This window comes from Chryseobacterium ureilyticum (assembly GCF_900156735.1).
GTDB lineage: Bacteria > Bacteroidota > Bacteroidia > Flavobacteriales > Weeksellaceae > Chryseobacterium > Chryseobacterium ureilyticum.
In genome coordinates this window covers 432,780-451,084 of sequence record NZ_FTOL01000003.1, presented here as the reverse complement: position 1 = coordinate 451,084, position 18,305 = coordinate 432,780, and the positions used below count along the sequence as shown (strand labels likewise).

The window sequence follows — 18,305 nt, the reverse complement described above, 5'->3', positions numbered from 1 at the left end:
AAAAAAATCTAAAAACATAACGTTTTTAGATTCTTATTTATTATATAAATTGTAAAATTAATAAGGTTGCAATACAGATGTCGTTAAAACAGACTGCGCCATATCACCGCTAAGAGCATTCGTATCTACTGCTCTTCCTATCCCAAGAGTTGTACTATTTAATGTTCTGTTGATACATGCTACTTTAACAGAGTAGTTATTTTTTTGTGTAAGGTTTTCAAGCGTTGCATTAAGATTAAAAATTTTATAAGCTCCACTATCTCCAAGTAAAACATCAGTTCTTACAGCCTTCAACTCGTTATCAACAAAAACGCCACACGCAAAACTTGCGGATGAAGTACCGTTTATTTTTTGTGCTATTGTCTGAAAGGAAAATGTTACTTTATTCGTTCCATTTGTTACAGAGAAAGTATCAACAGCTTGTGGCAACACTTTCCAATTTCCTGTCAAAGGAGCATTTTCATTATAAGGTATAGCATCACCACTAGAGTCGAAAGTAACTCCTGCTTGGTCAGCTACAGTATTTAACGAAAATACAGACATACTTCCCTGTCCATCAGCTATTTTAATTGCTTTCCAGTCGTTAGCTGCCATATTCGCATTATTATGCAATATATCTCCTGCATTTCCTGCTGAGCCTCTCAATACATCTGTACCACCAGTTCTAAACTCTTTCCTTACATTTAAATCACCATTAACATCCAACATATTAACAGGATTGGGAGTATTAATTCCCACCTGCGCATCCATCAATCCAACAATCAGTAAAAATGGAACAAAAAATATTTTTTTCATAGTATGTTTTAATTAATGATAGGTTTAAATTCTTGTGGTATTTCATATACATCAACTTTTAAAGACGATTGTGCAATAAAATCATTGATATTGGTATTTGTGTTCTTACCTATTGCTATCTTTCTGCTGGTATCACCATATGCAGCAAGTTTTGAACATGCTACACTTACAGTATGCTCTCCTTTGGTAAGGTTTTCTACGATTCCGATCTGATTATGAGTCAGGAAAGGATATTGAGCACTACTTGCCTTTAAGTTTCTCTGTCTTAAATTGATTAGTTTATCATCAACAAAGATCCCACAAGCGTAATCGATAGAGGTATCCGGATTTCCATTTCCTCCGAAATTTGCCTGAACAACTGTTTCAAACTGAAAATAAGCCTTACTCTGAGTACTGTATACGTAGATTTTTTGAGTTAAATTATTAATCTTTTTAAATCCCGGAAGATTTCCAAATTCTGTTCCTTTATTAAAAGTAGCAGCTCTGGAAGTAGTTATATTCGCCTGTTCCCAGCTTTGAAATTCAATCCCTTCTCTATCTGAAAAAGAGTTATTGAATATTAAATAGAATTTATTCGGTTCATATTCTGGTATACGAAGACTTTTCCAGATGGGAGAATACCCTTCACCTCTCGAAACTAAAAGTTGATCATTATTTCCTTGTGAAAGAGTACCGTCACTATTGGCAACAGTAATTTTACCTCTTAAATTCAGATCTCCATTTACATCAAGTTTTGCTTTTGGAGAAGCAGTATTAATTCCAACCTGAGCTGAAAGAATCAAACTCGAAGCAAGAAATATAGCAGATAGTATATTTTTCATCACCTGATTAATTGGATTTATAAGTTACATATTCAATAACATCGATCTTCATTGTAGATTCTAAAGTAAATGCATTGGAAGCACCGTTAGAATCTTCAACATCTCTTCCTATCGTAAATTGAGAAAGTGAATTAGAAGTTGAGATTTTTCTACAGGCAATTTCAAGATTCTGAACCCCTACCGGAACATTGAGCTCAGTATAGCTCAGTGTAAAGATATAATCCATAAGACCTGACTTTTCTGTATTGTTGTTTGTCGCAATTCTATCAGGGCGTACAGCAACCAGCTTTCCATTTCTGAAAACACCACACACAAATCTTACGTTTTGAGGAGTAGCAGCTCGAGGTGCTTTCATTTCAACTCCTGTCTGAAACTGATACGTAAGTCTGTTTTTTCCATTTTTAATCTCAAAACTATTGGCAAGACCGGTAATTTTCACCCATTTTCCTTTGCTTGTATCTGTAATATCATCACCAACACTGTTTTTGTTGACGTTATCACCAGCAACACCATTAGATAAATCTTTAATACCAATCTGATCTGAAGACAAATACGAATTGATCAATTTGTATTGTCCCTCTTCCATAAAGGAAACATTCAATGATTTCCAAACAGGGGCACTCCCCTCGCCTTGGGAAACTAAAACCTGACCGTTCAACCCGGCATTTCCAGCATCAGTTGAAGTTCCGCCTACTCTAAGCTCTTTTCTCAAAGTGGGTTTACCATTGACATCTAACATAGATTTTGGTTTAGATGTACCGATTCCCACCTGTGCGTTAGCATAGTATGACAGAAAACCAGCCGCGAAGCAATATATAATTTTTTTCATAATAAGGACCACAAAGGTACAAATTGAAGTCCTAAAAATTCCAGTTATATATCTTTAAACCTATAGAAATAAACACATTACAAGATAGAATTAATCACACAAAAAAGTAGAATTATTTCTACATAACTCTACTTTTACTATCTTTTAAAAATTTAAAAACGTCTCAAACCCTTTCTGGACTGAACATTACAACCTATTTTTTAATCATTAAAATGTGATTTTTAAGACACTAAAAGGCGATTAATTCTCTTCAGAATGAGTATTTTAAAGAAAAAATATGACAATAATCACGATAAAAATAAAAAAACATATAAAAACTTAAAATTTTTATATGTTTTTTTTGACTTTTATTGAAGTTTATACATTTAAAAGAGCATTTTACTGATGCTCAATAATAGCTTTTAACAGAATATTTACTTCATCTACATTTTTCACCCTTTCCTTTCTCATCATCAACTGATTTCCTTCTTTACCAGCCTTCTCTTTAAGCTGAGCTTCCGCAGGATTCCTTGTTAAATAATTAATAATATGCCTGAATCTGTCTGTCTGATAGAACTTATCCTGAGGATTACTTGGAAAATATCCCAGGAATATTCCGTTTTTCATAACGATTTTATCAAAGCCAATATCTGCGGCAAGCCATTTTAAAGAGACACTCTTCAATAGGTTCACAGCTTCTTTCGGCAACGCTCCAAAACGGTCAATCAACTCAAGTTCAAACTGATGAAGGTCTTTTTCATTATTAATTTCTGCTATTTTCTGATACAACAATAATCTTTCTTCTGTATTTGATATATAGAAATCAGGTAACATTAGTTCAAGATCTGTATCAATATTAACATCTTTCACAGATTTGAAAAGTTTCTGACGATCTTCTTCATTGTCAAACAGGTTTTCGAAATCTGCATCATCTTTCAGTTCTTCAAGTGCTTCCTGCATTAATTTCTGATAGGTTTCAAATCCCATCTCATTGATGAACCCACTTTGCTCAGCACCCAATAAATCACCAGCTCCACGAATTTCAAGGTCTTTCATTGCAATCTGGAAACCACTTCCAAGGTCTGAGAACTGTTCAATAGCTTCTAATCGTTTTCTTGCATCGGAAGTCATCATATCATAAGGAGGAGTGATCAGGTAACAGAAAGCCTTCCTGTTGCTTCGTCCTACCCTTCCTCTCATCTGGTGAAGGTCTGCCATACCGAATCTTTGAGCATCATTAATGAAAATCGTATTGGCATTCGGAACATCTACACCACTTTCCACAATGGTCGTAGAAACAAGAACATCATATTTCCCTTCCATGAAATCCAGAACATTTTTTTCAAGTTGTTTTCCTTCCATCTGCCCATGTCCCGTGATCACTCTAGCATCTGGAACCAACCTCTGAATAAGTCCTGCAATATCCTTAAGATTCTCAATTCTGTTATTAATAAAATAAACCTGACCGTCGCGCTGAAGTTCATAAGAAACGGCATCACGAAGAATTTCTTCATTGAATCCTATCAATTGAGTATCTACTGGCTGTCTGTTGGGTGGCGGAGTTTTTATAACTGATAAATCTCTTGCAGCCATTAGCGAGAACTGCAGTGTTCTTGGAATCGGAGTGGCAGTTAAAGTAAGCGTATCAACATTATTCTTTAAGGTTTTCAACTTATCTTTTACTGAAACTCCAAATTTATGTTCTTCATCAATAATCAACAATCCAAGATCTTTAAATTTCACCGAACTGCTTACCAATTGATGAGTTCCAATGATAATATCTACTTTTCCATTTTTTAAATTTTCCAGTGTTTCTGATTTTTGCTTTGCTGTTCTGAAACGGTTTACATAGGAAACATTTACCGGAAAATCCTTTAATCTTTCTTTAAAACTTCTGTAATGCTGAAAAGCAAGAATAGTAGTTGGCACCAATACAGCAACCTGTTTTCCGTCTGTAGCAGCTTTAAATGCTGCACGAATTGCAACTTCGGTTTTACCAAATCCAACATCCCCACAAACCAGCCTGTCCATCACCGTATCCGCTTCCATATCTTTTTTCACGTCCACGGTAGCCTTTTCCTGATCCGGAGTATCTTCATAAATAAAGCTTGCCTCCAATTCATTCTGAAGATAAGAATCTGGTGTATAGGCAAAACCCTTTGCCGTTTTCCTTTGAGCATATAACTGAATAAGGTCAAAAGCAATTTGTTTTACTTTAGCCTTAGTTTTCTGTTTCAGGGACTTCCAGGTAGGAGATCCCAGTTTACTTAATACAATTTCTTTCCCGTCAGGACCATTATATTTTGAAATCTTATGTAATGAATGGATACTTACATATAGTAAATCACCATTTTTATAGGTCAGTTTAAAGCACTCCTGAATTTTCCCATCATTATTCACCTTTACCAATCCCATGAACTTACCGATCCCGTGGTCAATATGGGCAATATAATTTCCTATTTTGAGAGACATCAGATCTTTTAGAGTAAGCTGTTCAGATTTGGCAAAGGTATTTTTCGCCTTATATCTCTGGTAGCGGTCAAAGATCTGGTGATCAGTATATACCAATAATTTATGTCCGTTATCTACAAAACCTTCGTGCAATTCAGACTTAAAGCTTTTAAAAGGAAGTTCATGTTCCAGTTCTTCAAAAATAGACTCCAGCCTTTCTTTTTGTTTTTCTGTAGAAAAGGAGATCCAGGTATCAAATCCATCTTTCTGCTTTCCTTCCATATCTTCAATAAGCAATTCAAAATTCTTATGGAATGAAGGTTGTGGAAGCTGTTCCATTTTAACATATACAATCTCTTTTAAGCCTTCAATAGAAGCGCTTCCGAAATCTATAGTTTTAAATTTCTTATAATCAAACAAAAACTCCTGGTCTGAAATAAAAAGTTCCTGTGGTGCTCTATGGGCAATATCTTTATTTAAAGTTTCATATTTCTCCAGCGATTTTTCATAAAATGTTCGGATCTTATGCATTCCTATCATTCCGTTTTTGGAAACTACATAGCTCTCTTTAGCTAATAGCTGCAGTAATGACACTCTGCTTGCGGTAACGGAGAAGTTCATATTGGAGACCAATTGAAATTCCTTTACTTTATCTACAGAAAGCTGTGTTTCTATATCGAATGTCTTAATACTTTCTACCTCATTTCCAAAGAAGGTTATTCTGTACGGTTTTTCATAAGAGTAAGAAAACACATCTACAATCCCACCTCTCACGGAAAACTCTCCCGGTTCAGAAACGAAATCTGCCTGTTGAAAATGATAGTGATTGAGCAATTCATCCACAAAATCAAAATCAAGCTGATCTCCTACTTTTATATGATGAGAAATTGCTTTAAAATCTTCTTTCTTTAATACTTTTTCTGATAAAGCGCCAGCATAAGCCACAATCACTTTTGGAGATCTTCCGGAATTGATTTTATTCAAGACTTCGGTTCTTAACACCAAATTGGCATTCTGTGTTTTTTCAATCTGATAAGGTTCAAGATGGGTTGCCGGAAAATACAGCACTTTTTCTTTTCCCAAAAGATCTTCCATTTCCGTATTGGCATACAATGCATCTTCTTTATCATCTATCAGATAAAGGATATTTTTCTTTTGAACCAAAAAAAGTTCAGCAACAAAAACTGAAACTGAAGATCCTACACTTCCTTTCACAGCAATATGCGGATTGTTTTCTAGCTGATCAAAAATTTCTTTCCCGAATTCTTTTTGCATCAAATCTGGAAGAAACTTTTCGTTGATGGATTTTAACTGCATAAATAGTAATGGTATAAAACGACAAAAGCGATTTCGGGAGTTTTCCGAAACCGTTTAATGCTATACAAATGTACGGATATTTTTTCCTTCCCAAAGAAGTAGCATGACTTTTAGATTTAAAATGAATGAGTTATACACTAAAATCTTAATTTTTTATTAATTTATTTAATTACCTGTTAAAAAAAACCAGATATTTTCTCGTGGCATAGTGTTTGGCATTTCCAACTCACCAAACATTAAAGTATAGTATTATGAAAAAAGCAATTAAAATCTTAGGAGTTTTGATGCTGTTGGTTTTTACAGCATTATCTTTTTCGTCGTGTAGCAGAGATGACGACCCTACCAACAATGATTTTTTCGCAGGAACTTATAAAGGAAAAGTATCTTATAACGACGGAGGCTCCACCAATATCAGTACAGATAACGGCAGTGTTTTTGTAACAAAGATTGCCAGCGGAACAAAGTACAATTTTGCATTCTCCAACAGCATTCCTGATCTTAACGGGATTGAGTTTAACCAACAAGGAGATCACACATTGGTCATGATAGGTTCTACAGGAACTTCTTACATCAGAATTGACAATAATGAACTAAAGATTCTGTTTATGAAAGACGGTAAGACCTGGACAGCCAACTGTACGCGATAAACATTCTATTCATATAATAAGAAAGCCTGTTTCACTTTTGAAGCAGGTTTTTGTTTTTTTCTTATCATCTGTTTAATTTTTTTTTAAGCTGTAATAAACTTTAGTTAAGTTTAAATTTCCAAATTTTCTAGCCTACTTTTTGTATATCTTTATTCAACAAAAAAATAAACAATAATTCTTATGAAAAAATTCTTATCTGCAATGTCTATAATCTTAGGATTAGGCTTTGCTACTGCCCAGCAGACTGCTCCCGCTAAAAGTGCCGCTCCAGCTCCTATAAAAACTACAGCAAAAGCGACTCAACCAGTAGCTGCAAAAGCTGCCACTGTAAATACCGCTAAACCGGCAGACGTAAAACCTGCTCAACCTGCAGCAAAAATGAAAAAGGACGGTACTCCGGACAAAAGATATAAGGAAAATAAGCGTCTGAAAAAAGACGGCACTCCTGATAAAAGGTATAAAGTAAACAAATAAGCATAACATCAACATATATAGTTGTTATTTTCATAATCAAATTTCGAGAAACCGATGAAACTCATTTCATCGGTTTTTTTATGCCTGCCTTTGTAAAAAATGGCTACAAATTCTATAGTTATTTATAAATTTGAACCATGTTAAACTTCTTCAAGAAAAATGCAGCACTCATCTGGGCAAAAAAACATGTTCAGAAAGCAGAGGAATACAAAAATAATGCGGAGAAAAACCAGGAGGAACTGTTAATTTCCCTTGTCAATACTGCTCAGAAAACACTTTTTGGACGGGAGCATGACTTTGAAAACATTCATTCTGTAAAAGATTTTCAGGAAAGGGTTGCTGTTGCAGATTATGAAGACCTTAAGCCTTATATTGAAAAGGTAAAAAGAGGACAAGCCAATATTCTTTGGACAGAAACTCCGGAGTATTTTGCTAAAACTTCAGGCACCACTTCAGGATCAAAATATATTCCTATCTCTAAGGAAGGAATGCCTTTTCAAATTGCAGGAGCTCAAAGTGCGCTTTTCCATTATATAAGCAAAAAAAACAATGCTGATTTTGTCAACGGGAAGATGATTTTCCTTCAGGGAAGCCCTGAACTTGAAGAGGTTTTCGGAATAAAAACCGGAAGACTATCTGGTATCGTTGCCCACCATATCCCTAATTATCTTCAGAAAAATCGTTTGCCAAGCTGGGAAACTAATATCATGGAAGATTGGGAAGAAAAAGTAGACAAGATCGTTGAGGAAACAGAACGAGAAAACATGACTCTGATTTCAGGGATTCCGCCATGGTTGATCATGTATTTTGAGAAACTGACAGAGAAGCATGGTAAAAGAATAAAGCAATTATTCCCTAATCTACAGCTTATCGTGACTGGAGGTGTCAATTATGAGCCTTATCGTGATAAAATGGAAGATCTTCTTGGAGGAAAAGTAGATATTATCCAGACCTTCCCGGCTTCTGAAGGATTTTTTGCTTTCCAGGATGATTATACGAAAGAGGGATTATTACTTCTAACCAATCACGGAATCTTCTACGAGTTTATTCCGTTGGAAGAATATGGAAAACCAAATGCAAGAAGATTAACTTTAAAAGAGATTGAACTCAATAAAGATTATGCATTGATTCTTACGACCAATTCTGGATTGTGGGCATATTCTATCGGAGATGTAGTAAGATTTATTGATAAGAAACCTTACAGGGTTTTGGTAAGCGGAAGAACCAAACACTTCACTTCAGCATTCGGAGAACATGTAATTGCGTTTGAGGTAGAAGAAGCGATGAAGGCTGCTCTTGAGAAACATCCTGCACAGATTACAGAATTTCATCTTGCCCCACAAGTAAATCCGGAAGAAGGTTTGCCTTACCATGAATGGCTGATAGAGTTCGAAAAGGAACCTTCAGATCTGGAGTTATTCAGAAACGAGCTGGATGAGCAGCTAAGGAAAAGAAACACTTATTATGATGATCTGATTACAGGAAATATCTTACAGAAATTACAAATTTCAAGACTTCAGAAGAATGCTTTTCATGAATATGCGAAATCTCAAGGAAAATTGGGCGGTCAAAATAAGACACCAAGATTAGCCAATGACAGAAATATTGCTAATCTCTTAGAAATTTACAAACTTTAAAGATATTTTTTAAATTCCAAAAACGTATATTCGAAAAAAATTATAAATTTGAAAAACTAAACGAAAATAATGAAAGCATCTGTACTGTTGAAATCATCTTTATTAACGTCTTTATTTGTTATTACATCTTGTGCTACTACAAAATACAGCGAAGATATTTCAAAAAACAATTATTCTAATCTGGAAGCCGGAAAAGTGTATAAGGTTACCATGAGAGACGGATCTCCAAAGCAAAAAATATTATTCAGAAACATTGTTGGCGATGATCTTGTAGGTACGGCTGGAAAAAAAGACAGTACAGAAGTGGTTATTCCTAAGTCTAATGTGGCTGCGGTAAAAGATACAAGAAAAGCAAGAATTGGTGTAGGAGCTACCATCATTGGGGCTGCAGGTGTTGCTGCCATTGTAATCAGTTCTTCAAGAGCAAACTAAAATAGATTTTATCTTTTGATATATATTTAATATATCTTTTAAAAAACAAGATATGAGTAGCCCTAAATAAATTTTTAGGGCTATTTTTGTTCATGATTTCCTTTACCCCTTTACAAACTTTACAAAATACTGAGTTCAGGAATCTTCTTACCGGAAGATTTTTTATTGTTTTAGCTTTCAGAATGCTTGCCACATTATTAGGATGGTGGGTGTATCAATTAACGAAAGATCCTTTTTCCATAGGACTTATTGGACTTTCTGAAGTAATTCCGGCGGTAAGCTGTGCATTGTACGCGGGTCACGTTATCGACATGAACGAGAAAAAGAGATTACTGCTTATCTGCAACTATGCTTATATTTTCCTGATTGCACTTCTATTGATTCCTGCATTTTTCAATGTAAATATGCATTTTACAGGTCATCAGATCACGTATTATATTTATGGTGTTATTTTCTTTACAGGGATTGCAAGGGCTTTCATTGGTCCTATTGTTCCTTCTATGATTCCAAAGATTGTAAAAAAAGAGAATCTCCCCAATGCAGTTACTTTGAATCAGGCTACATTTCTTATTTCATCGGTGTGTGGGCATGCAATAGGAGGAATTTTAATCGGATATTTTGGCGTGAAGTGGACGCTAGTCGTTATATTATCACTTATATTTATTGCTTCTCTATTTTTCTGGCAGCTGAAAAAACAGTTTTCCGAGTATAAAAAAGAAAACGTAAATATCGTGGAAAGTATGCGTGAGGGAATTTCTTATATTTTTAAAACCAAAGAAATTCTGGGTGCATTATGCCTAGATATGTTTGCAGTACTTTTTGGAGGTGCAGTGGCAATGATTCCTGTATTTGCAACGGATATTTTAAATTCAGGTGCGGAAGGATTTGGTTTATTGAATGCAGCATCTGATATTGGCTCCATGTGTATTATTACTCTTTTATCCATTGTTCCATTACGAAAAAATCAAGGGAAAATCCTGCTTGTTGTTGTTACAGGATTTGGACTTTGTATCATAGGATTCGGTTTATCAAAACTATACTGGCTTTCTTTCATGTTCCTTGTACTGAGCGGAATGCTGGATGGTATTTCTGTAGTTATCAGAGGTACAATTGTACAATTGAAAACACCTGATCATATCAGAGGACGTGTTCTCAGTGTGAATTCAATCTTTATCATGTCCAGTAATGAAATGGGACAATTTGAAAGCGGGCTTATGGCGAAACTATTAGGAGTTGTACGTTCTGTTGTTTTCGGCGGAACAATGACTGTTTTAATTGCTTTACTTGTTGGAAGCACCAATCCTAAATTAAGAAAAATGCAATATTAGTCTATACAGAGGGCTAAAAAATCAATTTTTTAAAACATTCTTAAGCAATATACTAATTGAAGCATTAATGAAAATATTTTTTTTATAGAATTTTTTATCAATCTTTATTAAAACAACAACAAACAATTCACTTTAATTAGCGAATACTCAAAATAAATACCTATTTAACAAGCATTTACCATTCGGTTTGTATTTTTTTTATATTTGAGAATATAAAAATTATTTCGTCATGAACATTATTTTAATCTTAATAATCCCAATCATTTTTGGGATAGACTTGCTATTGCGTTAATACCTGAAATACGCTCAAGGTTTCAGTTTGAATAAACTTTTAACAGATGCTATTGTTCTACATTTTTCTAATATTAATTAATAATATGAACAGCTTGGGATTAATAAAAATAATATTCATTACTTTTTAAAACAAGAACAACATGAAAAAAACACTACTCCTTTTTATCTTACTTTTATCACAACTATTATATTCACAATCTGACTGTATTGATGCTATTGCAGTCTGTGGTAATTCTAGTATATCATATACCCCGAACGGATTTGGAACCCAGGAATTACCAGAGGGTAACTGTGGTGGTTATGAGGAACGATATTCTGTATGGTACAAATTTACAGCAGCAACAGCTGGAACTTTAACTTTCGCCATTACCCCAAATGCTCCTTCAGATTATGACTGGTATCTTTGGGGACCAAACGTAACATGTACCAATAAGGGAAACACCATCAGATGTTCTACCCCTGGAGGAACCGGTCCAACAGGTCTTAACATGACCTCTACAGACCTCTACGACTATTTCATCGGAGCTGATGGATGGGCAAAATATCTTGATGTATTACCCGGAGAAACTTATTATCTCTTAATCAATAACTACACAACAGGCAATACTGATGGATTCTCCATGATATGGGGAGGTACAGCCATATTAGCCTCACCATTTAATGATCCAGCACTTACTCCTAATCCATTTATTACGCCTGGACAGCCTAATGCCAATCCTTCGGAACCAAATGAGGTTATAATCTGTGCAGATCCTACCGTTTTTGACTTTAGCAGCTTAACTTCTGGAATCATAAACGGAAATAACAATTTCGTAGTCACTTATCATAATAATCAGAATGACGCCCTTTCCGGCGCCAATGAAATCACAGCACCCGTGAATGTAAATACCACGACACCTTACTTCTACAGAATTCGCTATCAGGATCCCATTAACCCAAATAATCCGATCAACTCCTGTACACAAATTGGAAAGTTCAAATTCAAACAAGGAAATATAAAAGGAAAGAACGCAACATTGACAATGTGTAATAACAACAATGCTAATACTGCGGTCTTTGATTTAACAACAGCTAATGTATTTGACAATCCTGCATTCACTGTAACCAAGAAATATTATCCGTCTATGCAGGACCTTAATACAGGAACGAATGAAATCATCAATCCTTACGCTTATTTATCTTCAATTAACATAATCTATGTATTGATAGAAACAGCAGATGGCTGTTCTGATATAGCAGAAATCAACCTAGAGTTTTATGCCCCGGTACAGGTAAAAGACATAGAAATAAAAGCCTGTTTTATTGAAACAAATCCATCAACAGGTCTTTTCGACCTTGAATCAGCAGTAGTGACACCTCCAGGAAGCGGAACATTTACAAAAAAATATTTTCCTTCTTTAGCTGATGCTGTAAATTCAACCAATGAAATAACGAATACACAGGATTACATTGCTCCGAATGGCTTAGTCTATGTAAGAGTTTCTGACAGTCGACAATGTTTTAACATTGCAAAAATCACTTTAACAGTATTACCTCCGGTAAAATCTACCATTTTGGCTGATAAAATCATCTGCGTGGAAGACAGAACGGTATTGGACGCCGGACCTGGGTTTGATGGTTATGAATGGAGCACAGGTGATACGACTCAGTCAATAAGAGATGTCGGAGTTGGATCATATTGGGTAAAATTAAAGACCAGAAAATGTATTACTCTCCAAACCGTAAAAGTATATGCTTCTGAACAACCTGTAATTACAAATGTTGAGATTTCAAATAATACTTTACATGTAAATGTTATTGGAGGCACCCCTGAGTATCAATATTCTATAGATCATATTAATTGGCAATCTTCAAATACTTTCACCAACATCCCAAGAGGAACACACAAAATATATGTAAAAGATGCGTATGATTGTGAGCCTATAGCAATTTCTGTTATTGTACCTAATCTAATAAATATGATTACTCCAAACGGAGATGGAATAAATGATGTAATAGATTATTCTGCTTTGGCAGATAAACAAGATCTTATATTAAGCATTTATGACAGATATGGTAATAAGATTTACCAAGCTGATAAATTCAACGATTATAAATGGGACGGAACCATTTCTGGTAAAAAGGTTCCAACCGCTACCTATTGGTATTCATTAACATGGAATGAAAATAATAAAAAGAACACCTTATTCAAGTTTTCAGGGTGGATCACGGTGAAAAACAGAGAATAAAAAAAGAATTTATTATCACAATAAAAAATCTCAGGTTAAAATATTTTAACCTGAGATTTTTTTTTACACTTTAACAATCCAAAAGCCAATATAATATCCACTCAAAAAACATTCGTTATAAAAATTAAATGTATTGTAAAAAAAAGAAATACAATATTATACGACAATCATTCGTTTTATTTAAATATATTTTAAAATCTTTAATTTAACATTAATAATTTTTTATATTTGCTACAAAATACGCGTCTATGAATGAACCTTTACAAATTTTACCATTTTCCATAATCCATATTTGGATAGAAAAACTACTTATTTCAACGGGATAACACTCTATAAAGTATTGTTTTAAGACCTTTCTTAGAACACCTTAACGAAACAGAGAAAGACCTGAACATTGTTTCAGAGAACGCTTCAAAAGGATGAAAACTTCTACCACACTTCCCGTATTAGATATTGATTATCCTAAAATAATTTGGCAGAATGCTGTATGTACAGCCTTCATAGGATTTTATTAATTCTGAAGCTGATTATTACATGAAACTAGTTATAAAACAAAAAAACAATTTACTAGGATTGAAAATTTTAAATTGATTAAAATGAAAAAAGCATTACTCTTTTTTATCTTATTTTTATCACAAGCGTTTTACTCGCAGTCCGATTGCGTTGATGCTCTTTCCGTTTGTGGTAATTCTAATATATCTTATACACCTGACGGATTTGGGACCCAAGAACTACCTGAAAGTAACTGTGGTAGCTATCAGGAAAGATATTCTGTATGGTACAAATTTACCGCAGCAACGGCAGGAACTTTAACATTTGCTATTACTCCCAATTCACCTTCAGATTACGATTGGTATGTTTGGGGACCTAACATAACCTGTGCCACCAAAGGAAACACAATCAGATGTTCAACACCTGGTGGAAGCGGTCCTACAGGTCTTAATATGACTTCAACGGATCCTTATGATTATTTTGGACAGCCAGGTTCAAACGCTGACGGATGGGCAAAATACCTGGATGTATTACCCGGAGAAACCTATTACTTATTAATTAACAATTTTTCCATAAACATTGCCGGATTTTCTATGATATGGGGAGGTACAGCAACACTAGCGTCTCCATTTAATGACCCTGCACTTACTCCTAATCCTTTCATTCCACCAGGAGTTCTTAACGCTACTCCAACGGATCCGAATGAAGTAATTATCTGTACAGACCCTGCTGTTTTTGATTTCAGCAGCTTAACTTCTGGAATTGTAAACGGAAACAGCAACTTTATTGTGAGTTACCACTACAGCCAAAATGAGGCTCTTTCCGGAAACAATGCGATTACAACTCCTCAGACCGTAAATACTACAACGACTTATTTCTACAGTATCCGATATGAAGATCCTATCAATCCGAACAATCCAATGAATTCCTGTAGGGAAATCGGAAAATTCAAATTCAAGCAAGGAAATATTAAAGGAAAGGACGCAACATTGACAATGTGTAATAACAATAATGCGAATACCGCCTTATTTGACCTGACAACTGCAAACGTATTTGACGATCCTGCATGGACTGTTGTAAAGAAGTACTATCCTTCAATGCAAGACCTGAACGCGGGTACCAACGAAATTACAAACCCATATGCATATCTATCTTCAACAAATGTTATTTATGTATCACTAACAACACCTCAAGGATGTTCTGATATTGCAAAAATAAATTTGGAACTTTACGCTCCGGTACAGGTAAAAGATGCAGAAATCAAAGCCTGTTTTATTGAAACAAATCCATCAACAGGACTTTTTGATCTTGATAAGGCAGTGGTGACAACCCCAGGAACGGGAATTGTTACAAAAAGATATTTCCCTTCTTTAACAGATGCGATTGATGCAACAAACGAGATTTTAAATGCGACAAATTACGTTGCTCCAAATGGCGTTGTATATGTAAGAGTTTCGGATAACCGTCAATGTTATACCGTTGCAAAAGTCACTCTAAAAGTATTACCTCCAGTAAAGTCTAATATTTTAGCCGACAAAATCATCTGTATGGAAGATAAAACTACATTGGATGCTGGACCTGGGTTCAACGGCTACGAATGGAGCACTGGTGCAACTACACAGGCGATCAGAGATGTGGGCGTAGGGTCATACTGGGTAAAACTAAAAACAGGGGATTGCGTCACTCTTCAAAATGTAAAAGTATACGCTTCTGAACAACCTGTGATTACTAATGTTGACATTTCAAATAACACCTTAATTGTAAACGTTATAGGAGGAACACCGGAATATCAATATTCTATGGACAATATTCTATGGCAAACTTCCAATACATTCAACAATGTTGCAAGAGGAACACACAAAGTATATGTAAAAGATTCATATGACTGTGAGCCTATCGTAATTTCTGTTCTGGTACCAAATCTTATCAATCTTATCACTCCAAACGGAGATGGAATAAATGATGCAATCGATTATTCCGCAATGGCTGATAAACAAGATCTTGTATTAAGCATCTATGACAGATACGGCGTTAAAATTCACCAGGCTGATAAATCAAATGGATATAAGTGGGACGGAACTGTTGCAGGCAAAAAAATTCCAACCGGTACTTATTGGTATTCATTAACATGGAATGAAAACAATAAGAAAAATACTTCTTTCAAGTTTTCAGGATGGATTGCCGTAAAAAACAGAGAATAATTCATTAAATATGTAAAGCCGCGTAAGGCGGCTTTTTCTATTTTTGTAATACTAAAAACTAGTTAACCCAGATTGTTTCATAAAAATCATTTTAAACAATGAAAAAAATACTATTTCTTTTTATTTTATTTATAACACAAGCAGTCTATTCACAATCAGACTGCGTTTCAGCGATTCCCATTTGTGGAAACTCGGATATCTCCTACACTCCTTCCGGACCTGGGCAGATCATAGAGTTACTGAATAAAAACGGAGGATGTCTTTCAAGTAATGAGCATTATTCTGTTTGGTATACTTTTACCGTTTCAACACCGGGAACTTTGGCGTTTAAAATTAAATCAAATGTTCTTACAGATGATTATGACTTTGCCGTTTATGGCCCTACTACAAACGGATGTGCTTCTTTACAAAATGCGGCTCACGAGTTCATACAGCCTATCAGATGTAATTATTATGGTGAAGTAGCTTCAGGTGAAACAGGATTAAGCTTAACACTGAATCCCCCAGCGACAATGCCACCTACCACATCTACAATGAATAATCAGGAATGGAGCCCTTATATGAATGTGTTACCAGGCGAAACTTATTATTTGGTTGTAGATAACTTTGACCACACTGATGATGGTTTCTCTATGACGTGGACTGGAACCGCAAGTTTAAGTTCTGCATTTAATGATCCTGTTTTAGCACCTTACCCATTCATCACTCCAGGAATCCCTTCTACACCAGAAACAGATCCAAGTAAAGTAATGGTATGTGGACTCCCTACAACTTTTGATTTCTCAACGTTATCAGCAGGAATCCTTAATGGAAACAGCCCAGACTTCAAAGTAAGCTACTATAAGGATACTAACGATGTAATCACAGGAGACAATGCTCTTACGATTGAAACAGTAAACGCTACTACTACATATTATTACAAAGTTTTATACAAAGATCCAAACAATCCGAACAACCCTAGGAACGGATGTTTCATTTCAGGAAAATTCAAATTTGTAAATGCCAGCATTACTGCAAATACAGCCACCCTATTATCTTGTAACAACAACAAGGAAGGTACCGCTAAGTTTGATTTAACAACAGCAACCGTATTTTCAGGAGCAGGAGCAACCATCAAGTATTACCCTACTCTTGCAGATATGAATGCGGAGACTAATGAAATTCTAGATCCTGTTAATTATGTTTCTCCTGAAGGAACTGTACATGTAAGAGTTATCTCTGCTTTTGGATGTAAAGCTACAACTACAATCACGTTAAAATTCCATCCAGTTGTAAGAGTAACTGATGCTGTTATTGAAAACTGTTATATTGAAACGGATATCACTCGTTCAACGTTTGATTTAACTAAAGCAGCCATTGGGGTTCCATTCCCAATTCCAGCAGGAACACTTGTTAGCTACTACAAAACAGTAGCTGATGCTAAAACTCAAACTAACCCGATTACAAACCCTACTGTTTATCTTACGGAAAGTACAACGGTATATGCTAGAGTAAGCAATGCTACACAATGTTATACCATTGCAAATATTGTATTAACAGTACTTCCTCCAGTAAAATCTACAGTTTTAAAGAACAAAATCATTTGTGCTGAAGCGAAAACAACCTTAGACGCAGGTCCAGGTTTTGATAGCTACGAATGGAGCACTGGAGAAAAAACTCAGGTTATCAACAGTGTAGGAATCGGAACATACTGGGTAAAACTTCAAACTGGAAAATGTTTCACTCTTCAGGAAGTACGTATAAATCCTAGCACACAGCCTGCCATTACAAATATTGAAATCACAAATAACAATATTGTAGTAACTGTAGCTGGCGGAAACCCTCCATACAAATATTCTATAGATGGTGTTGCATGGCAGGATTCTAACGCTTTCACAGGGCTTCCAAGAGGTCAGAACTTTGTATACGTAAAAGATACATACAACTGTACACCTATTCAAGTTGAAATTACAGTACCAAATCTGATCAATGCAATTACTCCCAATGGAGACAACGTAAATGACGTCATAGACTATTCTGCATTAGCATATAAGAAGAATCTTGTATTTACAGTATATGACAGATACGGAAATCAATTGTACAAAGCAGATAAAATAAGAAACTACACTTGGGACGGAACTGCATCCGGCAAAAAAATCGCAACAGGAACTTATTGGTATACTATTTCTTGGAACGAAAACAACAAGGAAAATACCGAAACTAAATACTCAGGATGGGTATTGGTAAAAAATAAATAAGAAACTTTCTCTTATATAAAAAAATCACCTCACATGAGGTGATTTTTTTTATCAACAACCTTAATCTCCTATTGGCAGTATTTTCCGAAAGACTGCTAATAATTTGTTGAATACTATTTTCTTAATATTTTTTAAATAAGCTA

General features: G+C 35.0%; 12 protein-coding genes. 8 read left to right on the top strand and 4 right to left on the bottom strand.

The annotated features are described in order from the left end of the window. Positions 1-57 precede the first annotated feature (57 nt). The 4 genes from BW983_RS11775 to mfd all read right to left on the bottom strand — a co-directional run bounded on the left by BW983_RS11775 (position 58) and on the right by mfd (position 6,192). Complete coding sequence (locus tag BW983_RS11775) at positions 58-795, bottom strand: hypothetical protein (protein WP_076552132.1); 738 nt, start codon at positions 793-795, stop codon at positions 58-60. 8 nt (positions 796-803) lie between these two features. Next, complete coding sequence (locus BW983_RS11770; protein ID WP_076552131.1) at positions 804-1,616, bottom strand: hypothetical protein; 813 nt, start codon at positions 1,614-1,616, stop codon at positions 804-806. A 7-nt stretch (positions 1,617-1,623) separates the two neighbouring features. Continuing rightward, positions 1,624-2,445 (bottom strand): hypothetical protein, encoded by an 822-nt coding sequence (locus BW983_RS11765; protein ID WP_076552130.1) that lies wholly within the window; start codon positions 2,443-2,445, stop codon positions 1,624-1,626. A gap of 378 nt (positions 2,446-2,823) precedes the next feature. Further along, a complete protein-coding gene (gene mfd, locus BW983_RS11760; RefSeq protein ID WP_076552129.1) occupies positions 2,824-6,192 on the bottom strand; it encodes a transcription-repair coupling factor in 3,369 nt (1,122 codons plus the stop codon). Positions 6,193-6,443: 251 nt separating this feature from the next. Between mfd and BW983_RS11755 the strand changes: the two genes are divergently transcribed. The 8 genes from BW983_RS11755 (at position 6,444) to BW983_RS11720 (ending at position 18,162) form a co-directional block, all read left to right on the top strand. After that, complete coding sequence (locus BW983_RS11755) at positions 6,444-6,839, top strand: hypothetical protein (protein ID WP_065395801.1); 396 nt, start codon at positions 6,444-6,446, stop codon at positions 6,837-6,839. 180 nt (positions 6,840-7,019) lie between these two features. Beyond that, positions 7,020-7,313 (top strand): hypothetical protein, encoded by a 294-nt coding sequence (locus BW983_RS11750; protein WP_076552128.1) that lies wholly within the window; start codon positions 7,020-7,022, stop codon positions 7,311-7,313. A gap of 137 nt (positions 7,314-7,450) precedes the next feature. Beyond that, entirely contained in the window at positions 7,451-8,950 is a 1,500-nt protein-coding gene (locus BW983_RS11745; RefSeq protein WP_076552127.1) for a GH3 auxin-responsive promoter family protein, read from the top strand. 69 nt (positions 8,951-9,019) lie between these two features. Further along, the gene (locus BW983_RS11740; RefSeq protein ID WP_076552126.1) at positions 9,020-9,382 is read left to right on the top strand and encodes a hypothetical protein; all 363 of its coding nucleotides are present in this window, start codon (positions 9,020-9,022) and stop codon (positions 9,380-9,382) included. A 92-nt stretch (positions 9,383-9,474) separates the two neighbouring features. After that, complete coding sequence (locus tag BW983_RS11735) at positions 9,475-10,710, top strand: MFS transporter (protein WP_076552125.1); 1,236 nt, start codon at positions 9,475-9,477, stop codon at positions 10,708-10,710. A 434-nt stretch (positions 10,711-11,144) separates the two neighbouring features. After that, positions 11,145-13,232 (top strand): T9SS type B sorting domain-containing protein, encoded by a 2,088-nt coding sequence (locus BW983_RS11730; RefSeq protein WP_076552124.1) that lies wholly within the window; start codon positions 11,145-11,147, stop codon positions 13,230-13,232. A gap of 596 nt (positions 13,233-13,828) precedes the next feature. Next, complete coding sequence (locus tag BW983_RS11725; protein ID WP_076552123.1) at positions 13,829-15,925, top strand: T9SS type B sorting domain-containing protein; 2,097 nt, start codon at positions 13,829-13,831, stop codon at positions 15,923-15,925. Between the two features lie 98 nt (positions 15,926-16,023). Beyond that, entirely contained in the window at positions 16,024-18,162 is a 2,139-nt protein-coding gene (locus tag BW983_RS11720) for a T9SS type B sorting domain-containing protein (protein ID WP_076552122.1), read from the top strand. Positions 18,163-18,305: the final 143 nt, after the last annotated feature.

Coding starts and splice junctions, on each gene's coding strand:
- BW983_RS11740 (WP_076552126.1), top strand. CDS start 9,020: ATGAAAGCATCTGTACTGTTGAAATCATCTTTATTAACGTCTTTATTT.
- mfd (WP_076552129.1), bottom strand. CDS start 6,192: ATGCAGTTAAAATCCATCAACGAAAAGTTTCTTCCAGATTTGATGCAA.
- BW983_RS11755 (WP_065395801.1), top strand. CDS start 6,444: ATGAAAAAAGCAATTAAAATCTTAGGAGTTTTGATGCTGTTGGTTTTT.
- BW983_RS11720 (WP_076552122.1), top strand. CDS start 16,024: ATGAAAAAAATACTATTTCTTTTTATTTTATTTATAACACAAGCAGTC.
- BW983_RS11765 (WP_076552130.1), bottom strand. CDS start 2,445: ATGAAAAAAATTATATATTGCTTCGCGGCTGGTTTTCTGTCATACTAT.
- BW983_RS11725 (WP_076552123.1), top strand. CDS start 13,829: ATGAAAAAAGCATTACTCTTTTTTATCTTATTTTTATCACAAGCGTTT.
- BW983_RS11745 (WP_076552127.1), top strand. CDS start 7,451: ATGTTAAACTTCTTCAAGAAAAATGCAGCACTCATCTGGGCAAAAAAA.
- BW983_RS11730 (WP_076552124.1), top strand. CDS start 11,145: ATGAAAAAAACACTACTCCTTTTTATCTTACTTTTATCACAACTATTA.
- BW983_RS11750 (WP_076552128.1), top strand. CDS start 7,020: ATGAAAAAATTCTTATCTGCAATGTCTATAATCTTAGGATTAGGCTTT.
- BW983_RS11770 (WP_076552131.1), bottom strand. CDS start 1,616: ATGAAAAATATACTATCTGCTATATTTCTTGCTTCGAGTTTGATTCTT.
- BW983_RS11735 (WP_076552125.1), top strand. CDS start 9,475: ATGATTTCCTTTACCCCTTTACAAACTTTACAAAATACTGAGTTCAGG.
- BW983_RS11775 (WP_076552132.1), bottom strand. CDS start 795: ATGAAAAAAATATTTTTTGTTCCATTTTTACTGATTGTTGGATTGATG.